18 protein-coding genes and 1 pseudogene are annotated in these 17,792 nt (G+C 28.9%); 13 read left to right on the forward strand and 6 right to left on the reverse strand.

The features are described 5' to 3' along the window. Positions 1-130: 130 nt before the first annotated feature. From V3V28_RS13040 to V3V28_RS13055, 4 genes are all read left to right on the forward strand, one after another. Entirely contained in the window at positions 131-739 is a 609-nt protein-coding gene (locus V3V28_RS13040) for an HAD-IA family hydrolase (protein ID WP_331365451.1), read from the forward strand. Position 740: 1 nt separating this feature from the next. Next, positions 741-1,601, forward strand: a complete 861-nt coding sequence (locus V3V28_RS13045) for an EamA family transporter (protein ID WP_331365452.1) — start codon at positions 741-743, stop codon at positions 1,599-1,601. A gap of 1 nt (position 1,602) precedes the next feature. Further along, entirely contained in the window at positions 1,603-2,211 is a 609-nt protein-coding gene (locus V3V28_RS13050) for an IMPACT family protein (protein WP_331365453.1), read from the forward strand. 172 nt (positions 2,212-2,383) lie between these two features. Then, positions 2,384-3,199 (forward strand): transglutaminase domain-containing protein, encoded by an 816-nt coding sequence (locus tag V3V28_RS13055; protein ID WP_331365454.1) that lies wholly within the window; start codon positions 2,384-2,386, stop codon positions 3,197-3,199. On the opposite strand, the gene V3V28_RS13060 is transcribed toward V3V28_RS13055, so the two are convergent. Next, positions 3,188-3,586 carry an acyl-CoA thioesterase gene (locus tag V3V28_RS13060; protein WP_331365455.1) on the reverse strand — a complete coding sequence of 133 codons (399 nt, stop codon included), beginning with the start codon at positions 3,584-3,586 and terminating at the stop codon, positions 3,188-3,190. The genes V3V28_RS13055 and V3V28_RS13060 overlap by 12 nt on opposite strands. A gap of 172 nt (positions 3,587-3,758) precedes the next feature. Here V3V28_RS13060 and dnaA point away from each other — a divergent pair, with 172 nt between their 5' ends. From dnaA to V3V28_RS13075, 3 genes and pseudogenes are all read left to right on the forward strand, one after another. Further along, the gene (dnaA, locus tag V3V28_RS13065; RefSeq protein WP_331365456.1) at positions 3,759-5,186 is read left to right on the forward strand and encodes a chromosomal replication initiator protein DnaA; all 1,428 of its coding nucleotides are present in this window, start codon (positions 3,759-3,761) and stop codon (positions 5,184-5,186) included. 98 nt (positions 5,187-5,284) lie between these two features. After that, a pseudogene (locus V3V28_RS13070) lies at positions 5,285-5,724 on the forward strand (low molecular weight protein-tyrosine-phosphatase). Between the two features lies 1 nt (position 5,725). Beyond that, a complete protein-coding gene (locus V3V28_RS13075) occupies positions 5,726-6,433 on the forward strand; it encodes an SAM-dependent methyltransferase (RefSeq protein WP_331365457.1) in 708 nt (235 codons plus the stop codon). Positions 6,434-6,439: 6 nt separating this feature from the next. On the opposite strand, the gene V3V28_RS13080 is transcribed toward V3V28_RS13075, so the two are convergent. From V3V28_RS13080 to dapF, 5 genes are all read right to left on the reverse strand, one after another. Further along, positions 6,440-7,048, reverse strand: coding sequence for a peptidoglycan-binding protein LysM (locus tag V3V28_RS13080; protein ID WP_331365458.1), 609 nt, complete (start codon positions 7,046-7,048; stop codon positions 6,440-6,442). 49 nt (positions 7,049-7,097) lie between these two features. Next, entirely contained in the window at positions 7,098-8,000 is a 903-nt protein-coding gene (locus tag V3V28_RS13085) for a DUF2279 domain-containing protein (protein WP_331365459.1), read from the reverse strand. A gap of 83 nt (positions 8,001-8,083) precedes the next feature. Beyond that, a complete protein-coding gene (gene mltG / locus V3V28_RS13090; protein ID WP_331365460.1) occupies positions 8,084-9,109 on the reverse strand; it encodes an endolytic transglycosylase MltG in 1,026 nt (341 codons plus the stop codon). Positions 9,110-9,137: 28 nt separating this feature from the next. Beyond that, positions 9,138-9,662, reverse strand: a complete 525-nt coding sequence (locus V3V28_RS13095; RefSeq protein WP_331365461.1) for a GNAT family N-acetyltransferase — start codon at positions 9,660-9,662, stop codon at positions 9,138-9,140. Further along, a complete protein-coding gene (gene dapF / locus V3V28_RS13100) occupies positions 9,662-10,432 on the reverse strand; it encodes a diaminopimelate epimerase (protein WP_331365462.1) in 771 nt (256 codons plus the stop codon). The genes V3V28_RS13095 and dapF overlap by 1 nt, the downstream gene beginning before the upstream one ends. A gap of 133 nt (positions 10,433-10,565) precedes the next feature. Between dapF and V3V28_RS13105 the strand changes: the two genes are divergently transcribed. The 6 genes from V3V28_RS13105 (at position 10,566) to V3V28_RS13130 (ending at position 17,577) form a co-directional block, all read left to right on the forward strand. Continuing rightward, the gene (locus V3V28_RS13105; RefSeq protein WP_331365463.1) at positions 10,566-11,954 is read left to right on the forward strand and encodes a trypsin-like peptidase domain-containing protein; all 1,389 of its coding nucleotides are present in this window, start codon (positions 10,566-10,568) and stop codon (positions 11,952-11,954) included. A gap of 139 nt (positions 11,955-12,093) precedes the next feature. Continuing rightward, positions 12,094-13,536 carry a glyceraldehyde-3-phosphate dehydrogenase gene (locus tag V3V28_RS13110; protein WP_331365464.1) on the forward strand — a complete coding sequence of 481 codons (1,443 nt, stop codon included), beginning with the start codon at positions 12,094-12,096 and terminating at the stop codon, positions 13,534-13,536. 275 nt (positions 13,537-13,811) lie between these two features. After that, complete coding sequence (locus tag V3V28_RS13115; protein ID WP_331365465.1) at positions 13,812-14,381, forward strand: hypothetical protein; 570 nt, start codon at positions 13,812-13,814, stop codon at positions 14,379-14,381. Positions 14,382-14,388: 7 nt separating this feature from the next. Then, a complete protein-coding gene (gene ligA / locus V3V28_RS13120; protein ID WP_331365466.1) occupies positions 14,389-16,386 on the forward strand; it encodes an NAD-dependent DNA ligase LigA in 1,998 nt (665 codons plus the stop codon). A gap of 3 nt (positions 16,387-16,389) precedes the next feature. After that, positions 16,390-16,788 carry a hypothetical protein gene (locus V3V28_RS13125; RefSeq protein ID WP_331365467.1) on the forward strand — a complete coding sequence of 133 codons (399 nt, stop codon included), beginning with the start codon at positions 16,390-16,392 and terminating at the stop codon, positions 16,786-16,788. Between the two features lie 75 nt (positions 16,789-16,863). Beyond that, positions 16,864-17,577, forward strand: coding sequence for a DUF4294 domain-containing protein (locus V3V28_RS13130; protein WP_331365468.1), 714 nt, complete (start codon positions 16,864-16,866; stop codon positions 17,575-17,577). Positions 17,578-17,792 lie beyond the last annotated feature (215 nt).

The following is a 17,792-nucleotide window of genomic DNA, read 5'->3' on the forward strand; positions in this document are numbered from 1 at the left end:
CTTTAATACCTCTAAAATTTTCTCGTAATTTGCTCTAAAGCTGTTCATCTATTTAAATGTTTGAAATTCAATTAAATATACGATTCTCTTAATCAATGAACAGCTTTTTTATAATGCACAACAGGTAAGAATGATTAAAAATATAATTTTCGATTTTGGTGATATTTTTATCAATTTAGATAAAGAAGCAACGTATAAAGAAATGGTAAAATTAGGTGTTTCAGATATTTCTGAAGACATGATTGATGTTTATCATAAATATGAAAAAGGTTTAATTTCTACGGATGAATTTATTAGTTTCTATCAAAATAAATTTCCACATATAAAAAGAGAAGGTTTAGTTAGTGCTTGGAATGCTATTTTATTAGATTTCCCAAAAACACGTTTAACTTTTTTAAAGAAATTAGTAGAAAGTAAAAAATACAAACTCATTTTATTAAGCAATACCAATGAATTACATATTTCTTGGATTCAAAATAATTGGGGAATGGAATTGTATAATGAATTTAAAAATTGTTTTGATAAATTCTATTTATCACACGAAATTAATTTTAGAAAACCAGATACAGAAATCTATGAATTTGTCCTAAATGAAAACAACTTAGTTGCAGCTGAAACTTTATTTGTAGATGATTTAAAAATAAATACAGTAGCTGCAAAAGAATTAAGAATTCATGTCTGGAATTTAATTCCGGGCGAAGAAGATGTAGTAGAATTATTTACTAAAAACCAACTATAATTTGATTTTTCTAGCTTTAAGTGTCCTTTTTTCAACAGGTTTATTTGTTATTTTTAAATATTTTGGTATCTATAAAGTAGATGTTTTAAAAGCAATTTTTGTAAACTATATTGTTGCTTTTGCTATGGGTTTTTTATTAGCTGAAAGACAAATACCTATTTCAGAAATTTATTTAGAACCTTGGTTTTCTGGTGCGTTAGTTTTAGGAGCATTGTTTGTGTCTATCTTTTTTGTAATGGCAATGACGGCTCAAAAAAACGGAGTTTCTGTAACTTCAATTGCTGGTAAAATGTCTGTAGTGGTTCCAGTATTTTTTGGAATAATTTTATACAATGAATCTGTAACTTTCTTAAAAATAGTTGGAATTGTTATCGCTTTAATTGCGGTATATTTATCTTCAGTAAAAGAAGAAAAGTCAGAAAAAAAAGGAACTTTATTGTTTCCTGTTTTGCTTTTTATTGGTTCCGGAACTATAGATACATTATTAAAATATATACAAACAAACCATGTTGCAGAGCAAGATGTTTCTATTTTTTCAGGAAGTCTTTTTGGTATTGCAGCTTTTTTTGCATTTATAATTTTAATAATAAAAACTATCAAAAAAAGAGAAACATTTGGGCTTAAAAATATAATTGCAGGAATTATTTTAGGAGTTCCTAATTATTTTTCAATCATATTTTTAATAAAAGCATTGCAAAATGATGCTTTCGAGAGTTCAACTTTATTTACTATTAACAATGTGGCTATTGTAATTGTATCTACTTTGGTTGGTTTGTTGTTATTTAAAGAGAAATTCAGTTTAAAAAATAAAATAGGAGTTGCTTTGGCAATTTTAGGAATTGTATTAGTAACTATTGCTTAAAATGGAAGAAGACGTTTATAAAACTATCGAAAAACCATCTGAAGAAACTCTTTTTAAAGAAAAGGGAAGTAAATTTTTTGGATATACTTTTCCTGTTTTGTCTGAAGATGATGTAAAGGAGAAATTAGAAGAACTCAAGAAAAAACATCATGCTGCACGTCATTTTTGTTATGCTTATCAATTAGGAATAGAGAAAATTAGATTTAGAGCAAATGATGATGGTGAACCAAATAATTCTGCTGGTATGCCAATTTATGGTCAAATTCAATCTTTTGAGGTTACCAATATTTTAATCGTTTCTGTTCGTTATTTTGGTGGAACAAAATTGGGTGTTGGTGGATTAATTTCAGCATATAAAACTTCTGCTCAAATGGCTTTAGAAGCTTCTAATATTCTAGTAAAGACCATAAATATTGAATATAAACTGACGTTCAATTACGATTTAATGAATGCTGTTCAGAGAATTATAAAAGAAAAGAATATAGAAATTGTCAATCAAAAATTAGAGATGGATTGCCAATATATTATTTCCGTAAGAAAAAATGATGCGGATGCTATTTTTAGCATTTTTGATAATTTGTATAAAGTTGAAGTGAAGGTTTTGGAATGAAATTTGTTTTAGCTTTAAATAAATTTTATTATTCTATAAATTATGAGGAAAACAATACTAATATTTTTTTGTCTATTATTTATTAATAACATTTTCTCGCAAAATGATACTATAAAGTCTTTAGTTGATAAAACTGAAAATTTAAATTTAGAAATGTGGGACTTAGTTGACTTTGCTCAAAAGAATATTAAAAAAGACAGGCAATTGGCTCTTTTTTTTTTATTATTGGATTGGGACAAATATAAAATATGACCATGTTTTCTTAAAGAGAATGGATGAAGTCGAAAATATTTATGAAGAATATATTAAAAAACAAGATGAATTTCAAGTTTATGAAAATAGGAAAGGAGTTTGTGCTGGTTATGCCAATCTTTTTGAATGGTTTATGAAGGAAATAGACGTTGAGGTAGAAAATGTATCTGGCCATATTAGAGATGAGAGGAATAAATATGTTGAGTTAGAGTCAGATGATGATTTTAGACACGCTTGGAATGTTGTGAAAATATCGGGTAAATGGATGATTGTTGATACAACTTGGGGCACTTCTTTGAATCCTATTGTTTCTGATTATTATTTTGATGTAAAACCTGAACAATCAATTATTACTCATTATCCAAAGAATAAAAAGTGGCAACTTTTAGATAAATCTTTATCTTTAGATGAATTTAATAAATCGAAATTTATAAATAGAATTTGGTTTTTTAAAGGTTTTTCAGATATACCTAAACTAAAAAAAGATTCTAAATATTATTATTATTTTATTTACAAAACAAATCCAATTAAAGAGATTTCAATAGATTTACAATTTAGTGCAGATAATTTAACCTTCAATTCAATTCAAAATATAACTAAAATTGATCAAGATGGTTTTACTTTTCTTAAATTCAATAAATCAATTATTACTAAAAAAGCTTATTTTAAAGTAAATTTAAAAAAATATGGTAATGTTTATTATCGAGATGTAATAAACTTTAAATTAAAACCCTAAACCTTCCAATAAATAATCAGGGCATTTCATTGGTTTCATCGTTTTAGAACTCATAAAAGCCAAAACAGAATTTCCTGTACAAATTAATTCATCATTTTGATTTTTAATTTCATAATCAAATTCAATTTTAACCATTGGCTTTTTTTTGAGAAAAGTATAAATGGTTAAAATATCATCATAAAGTGCAGGTTTTATAAATTTGAAGTTTATAGAAATTACGGGCAACATTACTCCGCTTATTTCCATATCTTTGTATGTAACCCCTAAAGAACGTAGCCATTCTGTTCTACCCATTTCAAAAAATTGAGCGTAATTACCATGATAGACTACGCCCATTTGATCGGTTTCAGAATATCTAATTCTTGTTTTTGTTGATGATTTTTTCATTTGTAATAGACAAAACTTATTTTAGCATTTTACGCAAAAAATAGTTAATAATCAATAGCAAATTGATTTTTTTATACTGAATTTTATTCACACTTTTGTACAACCCTAAAGAAACAGGTAATATTCTAGTTTTTAACCCAATATTTTAACCAAAAAGCACCTCCAATAATAAATGAATTTAACTGCTGACTCTGTTTGGAACGAATGCCTGTCTTTTATAAAAGACAATATTAAACCGCAAGCGTACAAAACTTGGTTTGAACCTATAAAACCGGTTAAACTTTCAGGAGAAGCATTAACAATTCAAGTACCTAGTAAATTCTTTTACGAATGGTTAGAGGAACATTATATTAAATTATTAAGAGTTGCATTAGTAAGACAATTAGGAAATGACGCCAAATTGATTTACGATGTAAAAATGGAAAACAATTATAGCAGTAACAGGCCACAAATTGTTAAAATCCCTAGTTCTAATAGAGATCCTTTAAAACCTCAAAGAGTTACGGTTCCTTTAGAATCTAATAAAAGAGAGTTAAGAAATCCGTTTGTAATTCCAGGTTTACAGAAGGTTAAAATTGAGTCTCAATTAAACCCTAATTACAATTTTTCTAACTTTATTGAAGGAGATTCTAACAGACTAGCACGTTCTGCAAGTATGGCAGTAGCTAATAAACCTGGCGGAACCTCATTTAATCCGTTATTAATATATGGTGGAGTTGGTTTAGGAAAAACACATTTAGCACATGCTATTGGTGTAGATATAAAAGACAAATATCCAGATAAAACCGTTTTGTATATTTCTTCGGAAAAATTCACACAACAGTTTATAGATTCAGTTAAATCGAACACTAGAAATGACTTTATTCATTTCTATCAGATGATTGATGTTTTATTGATCGATGATGTTCAGTTTTTATCAGGAAAAGCAGGTACACAAGATGTGTTCTTTCATATTTTTAACCATTTACATCAAAATGGAAAACAGGTAATTTTAACTTCGGATAAAGCGCCAGTAGATATGCAAGATATTGAGCAACGTTTGCTTTCTCGTTTTAAATGGGGATTATCTGCAGAATTACAAGCACCAGATTACGAAACTAGAATTTCTATTTTACAAAATAAATTGTACAGAGATGGCGTAGAAATGCCAGAAGATATTGTAGAATATATTGCGAAGAATATTAAATCTAACGTAAGAGAATTAGAAGGTGTACTTATTTCTATGATTGCACAAGCTTCTTTTAATAGACGAGAATTCTCTGTTGAGTTGGCAAAACAAATTGTAGATAAATTTGTAAAAAATACCAAGAAGGAAGTTTCTATAGATTATATTCAAAAAGAAGTATCTAAATATTTTGATATGGATGTTGCAACTTTACAATCTAAAACTAGAAAAAGACATATTGTACAAGCAAGACAATTGGCTATGTTTTTTGCTAAAAGACTAACAAAAACGTCTTTAGCGAGTATTGGTAATCAGATAGGGCAAAGAGATCATGCAACTGTATTACATGCTTGTAAAACCGTTGACAATCTTTCTGAAACTGATAAGCAGTTTAGAAAGTACGTAGACGATTTAACAAAAAAGTTGACTTTCTAAAAATACAATCTCAAATAACTTTTATTAATACTGAATTAACTTCTCATAAACTTTTTATGCGGAAAACAATTTCTTATTTTTAACAAAATAATATTTTTATGCAGAAAGTACTAATGGTTTGTTTGGGGAATATTTGTCGTTCGCCACTAGCTGAAGGTATTTTGAAATCTAAAATAAACTTGAATAAAGTTTTTGTAGATTCTGCCGGAACCGCTGCATATCATGTTGGTAATTTGCCAGATGAACGTTCTATTGATGTTGCAAGAAAATATGGAATAGATATCACAAATCAAAGTGCCAGAAAATTTGTGGTAAAAGATTTTGATATTATTTATGCGATGGATGAAAGTAACTATCAGAATATCTTAATGTTATCTAGAAGTGAAAATGATAGCAATAAAGTAAAAATGATTTTAAACGAAATTAATCCAAACAAAAACAAATCTGTTCCAGATCCTTATTATGGAGGAAATCAAGGTTTTGAAAACGTATATAAATGTTAGACGAAGCCTGCGAACTTATCTCTAAAAAACTATAAAATGATTGGTAAACTTTATTTAATCCCTACAACTTTAGGTGAAACTGAACCTCTAGAAGTAATGCCTTTATCAGTTAAAAAAGTAGTTGAAGAAATCGATTATTATATTGTTGAGAATGAAAAATCAGCAAGAAGATTTATTAAGAAAATTTCTCCAAAAAAATCACAACCATCTTTACAATTAATGTTGTTAGATAAATATGCGGATGAGATAGAAACTACAAAGTATTTAGACGTTTGTAAAGAAGGAGTAAATGTTGGTTTACTTTCTGAAGCTGGCGTTCCTGCAATTGCAGATCCAGGTGCAAGTATCGTAAAAATTGCACACGAAAATAATATTAGAGTAATTCCTTTAGTAGGACCAAGTTCTATTTTAATGGCAATGATGAGTTCTGGTATGAACGGACAAAACTTTGCTTTTAATGGATATTTACCAATAGATAAAGGAGAACGAAAAAAAGCTGTTAAGGATTTAGAGAAATTATCAAAAGATAAAAATCAATCTCAAATTTTTATTGAAACGCCTTATAGAAACGAAAAAATGTTTGCAGATTTAAAAGCAGTATTGTCACCAAATACAAGTTTATGTATTGCCGCAGATATTACTTTATCAACAGAATATATTAAAACGATGTTGGTGAAAGATTGGAAACATCAACAACCAGATTTACATAAAAAACCCGCTATTTTTATTATTCATAAAGAGTAATAAGAATTAAGCTTTTGCTTTTCTATCTGCTTTAATGATAGAAACATCATAACCACCAAACTTCTTTAAATAAGATTGAATAGAAGCACCATAAGCATCAGAAAAACGTTGAGAACCATTACTTCGTAAGAACTTCTTAACATTTCCTGCACCACTTAAATGTGCGGCTGCTAAAATACCAGATTCAGTAATTTTAATTCCGTTTATAGTTTTACCAACTGAACGTTTGATGTCTTTTCTTAAAATCCATTTATTTACTTTACACAAAGCAACAAATGCGTTTTCTTGTAATTCTGGATTTTTTAAAAAGTCTTGTGTATTGTAGATATTGAACCTGTGTAGTGTAGTTCTTCCAAATTGGTATTTTCCTAAATAACCTAATGTATTTACAATTCTATATTTTCCTTGAGATTCTTTAAAAGCCAAAGCTTCTTTAAAACCTACAAAGTTTTTTTGTAAATAAGGAATGTTGTAATTATTGTTTTTTGGAAAAGTGACTGATTTTTCAGAACTGTTTTTTATGTCAATAGAAGTTGCATTGACAAACACTAAAATAATTCCGAATAAGAGTAAAAACTTTTTGATAAAAATAATATTTCTGTTTTGCGGGTGCAAATTTACAACACAAAGTATAAGTTTATGACAATCAATATGTTAAATTTTATTAAAAATACAGATAATGAAATTTTACTTTACCTTTTGTGTTAATTTCTAATGTTGGTGATGGTATCTTTATGAAATTAACAACAGAAAAGACAGATTTTAAGAATTTCGAATTTGTGTTGATTTTGGTTAAATCTAGGTCTAAACTCAAGTAAAATTGTCTGTTAGGGTCTTGTGGTATTGGGTTTGTAGTTTTTGTTTCTCCAAATAACATACCTTCCGCTCCGTAACCAAAAGCAATATTTAACCATTTTGGAAAGCTACTTTCTTTGTTAAAAGACCAAATATTAGCAGAAAGCCAATAAGTTTGCCCGTTATAATCTTTTAAAGCTTGTTGTAAATAATTTTCTCCTAGAGTATTAGGTCTTTGTTTTGCAAAATTAGTTTGATGAAAAGAGTATTTTACTGTAATTCTTTGTTCGTTCCAAAGTAATTCTTGTCCAACTAATAAACCAGTTCCTGCAGCATTTGCTAAAATGTCTCCAGTTGATGCTCCCCATTCTTTAGAAAATCCATCTAAAACTTCCACAGCAGTTAAAAAGGTAAAACCGAAAGTTGCACCATATATTAATTGATTTGTTTTAGAAACTCCTGCCCAATCTAAAACTTCCATACCAACTTTACCAACATAATATGAAGTCATAAAATGCCCAGCTTTATCCATTTGTTGCCAATCTGCATTATCATTTTTAAAATGAAAACCAGAACGTTCATAATCTTTATACCAAAGTTGATTTAATGCAAGTAGACTTCCGCCTGCTAAAACACTTTCAGTAATAATAATTGCATTTCTTCTTTTTTTATTTAAAGTATCAGATTTTTTATAAAATGAAGAACTTTGTGCATGACAGAAAGTTGTAAATATAAAGAATTGAATAAAAAGTATGAAGCTGTTTTTTATCAAAATGTATTTATGAATTTTAAAAACTAAAAACTAAAAACTAAAAACTAAAAACTAAAAACTAAAAACTAAAAACTAAAAACTAATTACCTATTTACACCTTGTTTGTTCATCCATTGGTGATATTTTGCAGCATTTCTATTGTGTTGTGATAGTGTTTTTGCAAAAGCATGAAATCCTAATTTCTCAACATTTACACACATATAATAATAGTTGTGTTTTTCAGCATTTAAAACACCATCAATTGCAGAAATATCTGGCATTGCAATTAAAGTAGGAGGTAAGCCTCTGTTTTTATAAGTGTTATAAGGAGAGTTTATTTCTAAATCTACAGTTAAAACTCTTTTTACAACATAATCTTGGCCTTTAACTTCCTTTACACAATAAATAATTGTTGGATCTGCTTGTAAAGGCCAATCTTTTTGAAGTCTGTTTAAATATAGACCTGCAACAATTGGTCTTTCAGTTTTTTGTGCTGTTTCTTTCTGAACGATAGAAGCTAATGTGATAACTTCGCTTTTAGTTAAGTTAAGTTTTTTCGCTTTTTCTAATCTACTTTTATTCCAGAACCTCTTATATGCAACTAGCATTTTTGTTCTGAATTTTTCAGGAGAAACTGTCCAATAAAACTCATAGGTATTAGGTATAAATATTTGTAATACAGATTTTTTTGTCAGATTATTTTCTAATAAAAATTTTTCATTTGTAAAAGAAGTAAGTAATGAAATTGAATCTACTTCTATTTGTTCAGCAATTCTACCTGCAAATTTTTCTAAAGTATCTTGATTGTTAAATGAGATTTTTAATGGAGTTTGTCTGCCACTTCGTAACATATTTACAAGATCGTTATTAGACATTCCTTCTTTTAATACATATCTTCCAGCTTTTGGTTTAGAAAAACTCTTTTTAGCTGAAACCCATAGAAAAGTTTCTGGGCTTTTAGAAAATTCTGCTATTTTTTGTTTAACGTCTAATAGACTATCGGTAGAGTTTACAAAAAGTACAAGCTCTTTTGTAATTGCTTTTCCGAATATTTTTTGATAATAATTGTAACCTATAAGTCCGCCGATTAAAATAACGGCTGCTAAAATGTAAATAATTTTTTTCTTCAATTGTAAATGTTTTTAATAGGGTGTAAAGTTACTCTTTTATCAATTGAAATAGTATTTCATTTTTAAACTTTCCTTTGGATAAAATCCAATCTTTTTTTACACCAACTTTCTCGAATTGATGTTTAGTAAACAAAGAAATACTTTTTGAGTTATCAGAAGTAATATTCGCATATAATTGATGTAAATCTAAATGCGTAAAAGTATAATTGATTAATAATGATAAAGCTTCTGTTGCAAAACCGTTGCTCTGAAAATCTGGATGAATTAAAATCCCAACTCCTGCTCTTTTATGTTGTGGATTAAAATCGAACAAATCAATCATTCCAACTTGTTTCTTTGTTAATTTCTCTTCAATAACTAAACGTAATTGTTTTGCTTCAAAAATATCTAAATGAGCATTTTCTAAATATTGTTTTAAAATATATTTAGAAAATGGTGTTTGGGTATGACTTATTTCCCAAAAAGATTCATTGTTTTCTATGTTGTATAGAAAATCTAAATCGTCTGGTTCTAAGGCTCTTAAGGTTATATGTTTTCCTGTAATATTTTGCATTAAATATTTATTTCTCCTGCAAAAACAAATTTCGCAGGTCCTTTTAAATATACATTTTTATAGATTCCATTTTCTTCAATAAAAGAAACTTCTAAATTTCCTCCTTCAACAGGTAAAGAAATCTTGTTACTGGTTGTTTTGTTCGTTTTATGCATGGCAATTGCAACGGCTGTAACGCCAGTTCCACAAGCTAAAGTTTCATTTTCCACACCTTTTTCATAGGTTCTAACTCTAAAGGTAGTGTCATTAATTTGTTCCACAAAATTGACATTACTTCCTGGATCATTATAACTATATCTTATTTTTTTTCCGTTTTCAAAAACAGGATAATCGTCTAAACTTTCAACCATCTCAACATGATGCTGTGTTCCTGTATACGTAAAAACTGAATTCTCATTTACTTTTATTTCTTCAACATCAATCATTTTTAAAGAAATAATTCCGTTTTCAATTTCTGCAAAATGCGGTCCATCAACAGCAATAAAATTAGTTTTATTTTTAATGATATCTAATTGTTTAGCAAAAGCAACAGCACATCTTCCGCCATTTCCACAGAAAGTTTCACTTCCATCTGCATTAAAATAAATCATTTTAAAATCAAATTCAGTGTCGTTTTCAATCAAAATAATACCATCTGCACCAATACCAAAATGTCTATCACAAAGATGTGATATTGTTTTAATACTCTCTTTAGGAAACAGATTTTCTCTGTTATCTATCATCACAAAATCGTTTCCCGTTCCTTGAAATTTATAAAAATCTATTTTCATGACTACAAATATAAGTATTTCAAGAATAGAATAGCTTTGTTAAAAAGCGGTTAAAGTCCGTTAAAATCAAGTTAAACAAAATTTATGGATTTGTTAAAATTGTATATTTGATTAATTAAAAAAAGTAATGATTATGAAAAGATTTTTTGGTTTTATAGGAATGGCAATTTTAGGTGGCGCATTAACATTAGGTGGTTACAAAATGTTATTTAATGAACAAATTGTTATAGAAAAAACAGTTCAGCAACCAATGCAAACAGTTACTGCAAGTTATAATCCAGCATTAAATAAGGTAAATACTGTTGCAAGTTCAATAGATTTTACAATGGCTGCAGAAAATACGGTGCATGCTGTTGTTCACGTTAAAAATACGGCAATAAGAACACAGTCAAATCCATGGGCAGAACTGTTTTATGGAAACGGAAGTGGAAAAAGAAAATACGAACAAGTTGGTACTGGAAGTGGTGTAATTATATCTGCAGATGGTTATGTAATTACAAACAATCATGTAATTGATAATGCTACAAATATTGAAATTACGCTTAATAATCAGAAGAAATATGTTGCCGAATTAATAGGTACAGATCCAACGAATGATATTGCGTTGTTAAAAATTGATGCAGATTTCGATTTACCATATATTCCTTTCGCTAATTCAGATTCTGTAAAAATTGGAGAATGGGTTCTAGCGGTTGGTAATCCTTATAATTTAACATCAACAGTAACAGCAGGTATTGTTTCGGCTAAAGGAAGAGATTTAGAAGGAAACAGAAATATTGAGTCTTTTATACAAACAGATGCTGCCGTAAATCCTGGAAATAGTGGAGGAGCTTTGGTAAATACTCGTGGAGAATTAGTAGGAATTAATACAGCAATTTCTTCTAAAACGGGCTCGTTTATTGGGTATTCTTTTGCAGTTCCTTCAAATATTGCTAAAAAAATTATTGATGATATTTTAGAGTTTGGTAAAGTGCAACAAGCAATTTTAGGGATTAGTGTAGATGCTACTTACCAAGAAGAAGGCGTAAAAATAGCTAGTGTTGTTGAAGAAACAGAGAACGGTAAGAAATTAGGTTTACAGTCTGGTGATATTATCAAAAGAATAAACAATGTAAAAATCTCTAAATTCTCTGAATTAAAAGGTCAGTTAACGGCAAAAAGACCAGGAGAATTTGTAGATATTACAGTAGACAGAGATGGAGAAACTTTAGTAAAGAAAGTAAAATTATCTAAATCTGTAGAAAGATATATTTCATCAGTTTTTCAATGGGAATTAAAAGATCTTTCCGAAAAAGAATTAAAGAGAAAAGGAATTAATAACGGTGTAAAGATTGTTAGAACGGGTAAAGATGCTGAAGAAACTAATTTAAAAAACTATATTATTACCAAAGTGAATAATAATGTAGTAAAAGGTGCAAATGAAGCCGTTAAGTTATTAGATAATTTGGTTGCTAATAGAGCTAGAATTACTGTAGAAATGATCAATTTAGAAGGCGAAGTAGAGCGTTATATTTACAGATAACTAAATCACAAAACAATTTAAAAATCCTGATTTTTTAATCAGGATTTTTTTTATTTAAAATTTTTCACGAAATCGATTTCGTATTCTAAAAAAAAATAAATACTTTTGCCGAAAATTTTAACTAATTAGTTACACAACTATGTCAACAATAATTAATTACAACGAAGAAGTATTATCACAAGCACAAACAAGAAGAGCAACTGTAGAGTTTATTAATATTGTAAACGATTTATGGTACGATAAATCTATTGAATTGGTGCTTTTTAGAAATCCATTAGTAGACAAAAGAGCTAGTGAAATTTTAAAACTAATAGATTATGCAAAAGAGTTTGTAAACAAACCAATTACAATTCAAGATGCGTTAGATATTGCAAAAGCAATTAAACAAATAGAATTGCCATCTTCTAAATTAGATATTGGTAAACTAGCGTACGAATGTTATTTAAATCCAAAAAAGAGTGAAGACAAAGTTGTCTTTGTACAAAACAAGTTAAAAGACGCAACTGCTTCTAAAGACATTAAGCCAAAAGATGTTGTTTTATATGGTTTTGGTAGAATTGGTCGTTTGTTAGCAAGAGAATTAATGACTAAAATGGGTAAAGGTTCTCAATTAAGATTAAGAGCAATTGTAACTCGTGGTGAAATTAATGAAACTGTTTTAGAAAAAAGAGCTTCTTTATTAAGTATAGACTCTGTTCATGGAGATTTTTTAGGAACTGTACAAACAGATGTAGGAAATAACGCACTTATTATTAATGGTACAACTGTGCATATGATTTCTGCAAAGAATCCAGAAGACATAGATTATACAAAATACGGAATTAACGATGCATTAATTATAGACAACACAGGTGCTTTTAGAGATAACGTTGCTTTAAAAAGACACTTAAGTGCAAAAGGTGCAAGTAAAGTTTTAATAACTGCACCAGCAAAAGGAGTTCCAAATATTGTACATGGTGTAAATCACAAACAAAACAGTCCAGATAAAGTAGATATTTTTTCCGCGGCATCTTGTACTACTAATGCTATTACACCCGTTTTAAAAGTTATAGAAGACAATTACGGAATTAAAAAAGGACATTTAGAAACCATTCATGCATATACAAACGACCAAAATTTGGTAGATAATATGCATAGTAAATACAGACGTGGTAGAGCAGCTGCACTAAATATGGTAATTACAGAAACAGGTGCAGGTGCAGCAGTTTCTAAAGCAATACCAGCATTAGAAGGTAAATTAACTTCCAATGCAATTAGAGTTCCTGTTCCTAATGGTTCTTTAGCTATTTTAAATTTACAATTGCGTACTTCTGTTACCAGAGAGGCGGTAAATGCACTTATAAAACAAAACGCTTTAGAAGGCGATTTGGTAGAGCAAATACAATATTCAATGGATAATGAGTTGGTTTCTTCAGACATTGTTGGCACAACAGCACCGTCAATTTTCGATAGTAAAGCAACCATTACAGACAAAGAAACTATAGTTATTTATATATGGTATGACAATGAATACGGATATTCTCACCAAGTAATTCGTTTAGCAAAACACATTGCTAAAGTTAGAAGGTTTACATATTATTAAAGATACTTTTGATGCAAGTTCGTTCAATTTTATTGAATGAAAAAACCCGATACATTTTTTGTGTCGGGTTTTGTCTTTTTTTAATTTTTTGAAGCTGTTTCCAGCTTTCACTACTCGCTTTTTTTTTCCTAAAAAGGCAAAAAAGAGCTCAAACAAACCGTTCAATCTGGGCTAAACTTGTTTGCAAATTTTCGACATAATAATTTAAGCTATTTATTTTTTATTATATCAGAAGAAAATAATCTTTTCCGTAATTTAGCATTCAAATAAAAAGGATGAAAATCAAATTAATAATTATAATCACTTTATTTTTTGCTGTAACAATGACTTCACAAGAAAAACTACCCTATTATGAAATTCCAAAAATGGAAGAAAATTATTCAGCACAAAACACAGTTGCAAGAATGATAGATGGTTTGGGGTTTAGATATTATTGGTCTACAGAAAGTTTACGATCAGAAGATTTAGCATATCAACCAAAAGGTGAGGGTAGAGATTGTCAAAAAACAATAAATCATTTATACGATTTATCGAATATGATGTTGCGTTTAACAAAAACGGATTTCAAACAAGATAAAGAAAAAGATAAAATGACGTTTCTCGAAATGAGAAAACAAACACTTTTAAATTTAGAAGCCTTAAGTAATAGAATTAGATTAAGTAAAGATTTATCAGAATTTACAGAAAAAAAAGATGGTGAAATTACGATTCCTTTTTTTAATGTAATAAACGGGCCAATTGCAGATGCAATTTGGCATACAGGTCAAGTAGCAAGTTTTAGAAGATCTTCTGAAAATCCTATAAGTTCTAAAGTGAATCATTTTACAGGAACTGTAAGAGAATAGTAGAAATATGACAATCCAACAAAAAATACAACAACTTCGAGACGAATTAAATAATCATAATTACAATTATTATGTATTAGATAATGCTACAATTTCCGATTTCGATTTTGATATAAAATTAAAAGAGTTAGAAAAACTAGAAACTGAAAATTCAGTATTTTTCGATGCAAACTCACCAACTCAAAGAGTAGGAGGAACGGTTACTAAAAACTTTAATACCGTTGTTCATAAAAATAGAATGTATTCTTTAGACAATTCATATTCAAAAGAAGATTTATTAGATTGGGAAAAACGAGTTGAAAAAGTATTAGGTAGCACAGATTTAGAATTCACCTGTGAGTTAAAGTTCGATGGAGCTTCTATAAACCTTACTTATGAAAACGGTCAATTTATAAAAGCAGTAACTCGAGGTGATGGTTTTCAGGGTGATGAAGTTTCAGTAAACATTCGTACTATAAAATCAATTCCTTTAAATATAAAACAAGACTTTGTTTCTGATTTCGAAATGCGAGGAGAAATCATTTTACCATTAGATGGTTTCAATAAAATGAATGAAGAACGAGTAGAAAACGGGGAAGAAGAATATAGAAATCCTAGAAACACTGCAAGCGGAAGTTTAAAATTACAAGACAGTGCAGAAGTTGCAAAAAGACCTTTAGACTGTTTATTGTATCAAGTAGTAACATCAGAAAGAAAATATAAAACGCATTTCGAGAGTTTAGAAAACGCAAGAAATGTTGGTTTTAAAGTTCCTAAAACTATAAAACTTGCAAAATCGATTGATGAAGTCTACGATTTTGTAAATTATTGGGATGTAAATCGACATGATTTACCATACGAAACAGACGGAATTGTCATTAAAGTAAACAATCTTCAACAACAAGAAGAATTAGGTTATACTGCAAAAGCTCCAAGATGGGCAATTGCATATAAATTTAAGGCAGAACAAGTTGCTACAATTCTAAATAAAATTACATATCAAGTTGGTAGAACAGGTGCAATTACGCCTGTTGCAAATTTAGACCCGGTTCAATTGGCAGGAACTACTGTAAAACGTGCGTCTTTGCACAATGCAGATCAAATTGCAAAACTAGATATTAGAGAAAAAGATACTGTTTTTGTAGAAAAAGGCGGAGAAATTATTCCAAAAATAATTGCTGTTGATTTTGCAAAACGCCCAGAAGATTCAGAGCCATCAAGGTATGCAGCCAATTGTCCAGAGTGTAATACAATATTAGTAAGAACAGAAGGAGACGCCAAGCATTATTGCCCGAATGAATTTGGGTGTGCGCCTCAAATAACAGGTAGAATTCAACATTACATTTCTAGAAAAGCCATGGATATTGATGGTTTAGGAGGAGAAACTGTAGACTTATTACGTAAAGAAGGTTTAATTCAGAATTACGCAGATTTATACGATTTAAATGTTGAACAAGTGATTCCATTAGAAAGAATGGCCGAAAAATCTGCTCAAAATATGGTAGACGGAATTGAGAAATCAAAAGAAATTCCGTTTGAAAAAGTATTATTTGCACTCGGAATTCGTTTTGTAGGTGAAACAGTAGCTAAAAAACTAGCAAAACATTTTAAATCGATAGACAATTTAATGACGGCAACCTTCGAAGATTTAATAAAAGTCGATGAAATTGGAGGCAGAATAGCACAAAGCATAATCGATTTTTCTAATGATTTAGGAAACATTCAATTAATAAACCGTTTAAAAACTTATGGGCTGCAATTAGAGGTTTCTGCAGAAAGTTTAGAAAATCAAACAGAGTTGTTACAAGGTCAGGTTTTTGTAGTTTCTGGTGTTTTTTATCAAATGTCTAGAAACGAACTAAAAAAAGCAATTGAAGATAATGGTGGAAAAGTAAGCTCTTCTATTTCTAAAAAAACAAATTTTATAGTTGCTGGCGATAATATGGGGCCAAGTAAACTTACAAAAGCGCAAGATTTAGGAATTGAGATTATTTCTGAACAAGATTTTATAGATAAAATAAGTTAGACTATGAGTTTTAAATATTCCATTTGTTATCCAGATAGAGAAAACATCGATTATAAAAATACTCCAATTACTAAAGAAGAAGTTTTAGATATAGCTAAAAATTATCCTTGGGAAGAGCAATTAAAAGTAAAAGGAGAAAATTACAATCCTTCATTAGATTTTATAAATATTGAAAATAAAAAAAGCTTTTGTTTAACAGCAAATTTTGATAACAATCATAATATTGAATTTTCTTTATGGTTCAATCGACCTAAAAAGGTCAAGATTTTTTTTGGACTATTTGGTGAGAAAGAAAAAATGATAGTTGATGATGTTTGGTCTATTCAGTTAGAAGATTCAATAAAGTTTTTAGAATTTTTTGTTAACGAAAACTATAAAGATTTAGAAAGACTATATAAATAATTCAACTAAATAATAATTTGGTCTAATTTATGTTTATTAATTAAAGATTTGAAAAATATTCTATACATATATATAATGTCTATTTCGTTGCTCTCTTTTTCTCAAAAAAGAGAAATAGATTCCTTGCCCAAAAACCTAGACGAATACATTTTGGTAAAACCTGGTGATTCTCTAACAATACAGTTAAGTGAGTTCTCTTTGTTACCAAAACATAAATTCAGTTCAAGAGAAGATGTACGTTATTATTTTTGGTTTCGTAGAAAAGTTTACAAAGCGTACCCGTTTGCGCAATTGGCATCGCAAAGATTAGATTCATTAAATGTAAGATTGCAAAGAATAGACTCTAAAAGAAAACGAAGAAAATACACCAGAATGGTTCAAGACTATATAGAAGGCGAGTTTTCAGATCAAATAAAAAAAATGACCACAACAGAAGGTCGTATACTTATCAAATTAATTCACCGTCAAACCAGTAAAACAGCTTTCGAAAACATTAGAGAATTACGAAGCGGATGGAAAGCCTTTTGGTATAACACCACAGCAAATATTTTTAAACTTTCATTAAAAACAGAATACCATCCAGAAACTACAAATGAAGACTTTTTAATAGAAGACGTTTTACAAAGAGCCTTTCAAGAAGACAAGTTGAAAGCGCAAAAATCAAAACTTAATTTTAATTTTTCAAAAATTATCACTGAAAGAAAAGCAAAAGTCAATGTAGAAGAATACAAATTGATGTTTGCAAAAATGAGAAAGAAAGGTAAAATAAGAAAGAAAAAGAAAGATTAGAGTTTGGGTGTTCTCTTTTTTTAGTTCCAAATTTATTTAAATACCTTTTTGTAGGTAGATATTTTGCCTATTTTAATTATTTTTAGAATAAAAAAGGTGGGGCTTTCGATTCTATTTTTTGTTCGTACCTCAAAAAGGGATGTCATTCCAATCCCTAACACGGTCATTTCAATAATTTTTTAGACTGTTGAAGTAATTTATTTTATTAATAGTCT

This window comes from Polaribacter sp., assembly GCF_036480315.1.
In the GTDB taxonomy this organism is placed as follows: domain Bacteria; phylum Bacteroidota; class Bacteroidia; order Flavobacteriales; family Flavobacteriaceae; genus Polaribacter.

Bases quoted from the DNA above. Each gene is read 5' to 3' on its own strand.
- V3V28_RS13060 (WP_331365455.1), bottom strand. From the start codon at position 3,586: ATGAAAAAATCATCAACAAAAACAAGAATTAGATATTCTGAAACCGAT.
- V3V28_RS13115 (WP_331365465.1), top strand. From the start codon at position 13,812: ATGAAAATCAAATTAATAATTATAATCACTTTATTTTTTGCTGTAACA.
- V3V28_RS13040 (WP_331365451.1), top strand. From the start codon at position 131: ATGATTAAAAATATAATTTTCGATTTTGGTGATATTTTTATCAATTTA.
- ligA (WP_331365466.1), top strand. From the start codon at position 14,389: ATGACAATCCAACAAAAAATACAACAACTTCGAGACGAATTAAATAAT.
- V3V28_RS13095 (WP_331365461.1), bottom strand. From the start codon at position 9,662: ATGCAAAATATTACAGGAAAACATATAACCTTAAGAGCCTTAGAACCA.
- V3V28_RS13075 (WP_331365457.1), top strand. From the start codon at position 5,726: ATGATTGGTAAACTTTATTTAATCCCTACAACTTTAGGTGAAACTGAA.
- V3V28_RS13125 (WP_331365467.1), top strand. From the start codon at position 16,390: ATGAGTTTTAAATATTCCATTTGTTATCCAGATAGAGAAAACATCGAT.
- dapF (WP_331365462.1), bottom strand. From the start codon at position 10,432: ATGAAAATAGATTTTTATAAATTTCAAGGAACGGGAAACGATTTTGTG.
- V3V28_RS13105 (WP_331365463.1), top strand. From the start codon at position 10,566: ATGAAAAGATTTTTTGGTTTTATAGGAATGGCAATTTTAGGTGGCGCA.
- V3V28_RS13050 (WP_331365453.1), top strand. From the start codon at position 1,603: ATGGAAGAAGACGTTTATAAAACTATCGAAAAACCATCTGAAGAAACT.
- V3V28_RS13110 (WP_331365464.1), top strand. From the start codon at position 12,094: ATGTCAACAATAATTAATTACAACGAAGAAGTATTATCACAAGCACAA.
- dnaA (WP_331365456.1), top strand. From the start codon at position 3,759: ATGAATTTAACTGCTGACTCTGTTTGGAACGAATGCCTGTCTTTTATA.
- V3V28_RS13130 (WP_331365468.1), top strand. From the start codon at position 16,864: ATGTCTATTTCGTTGCTCTCTTTTTCTCAAAAAAGAGAAATAGATTCC.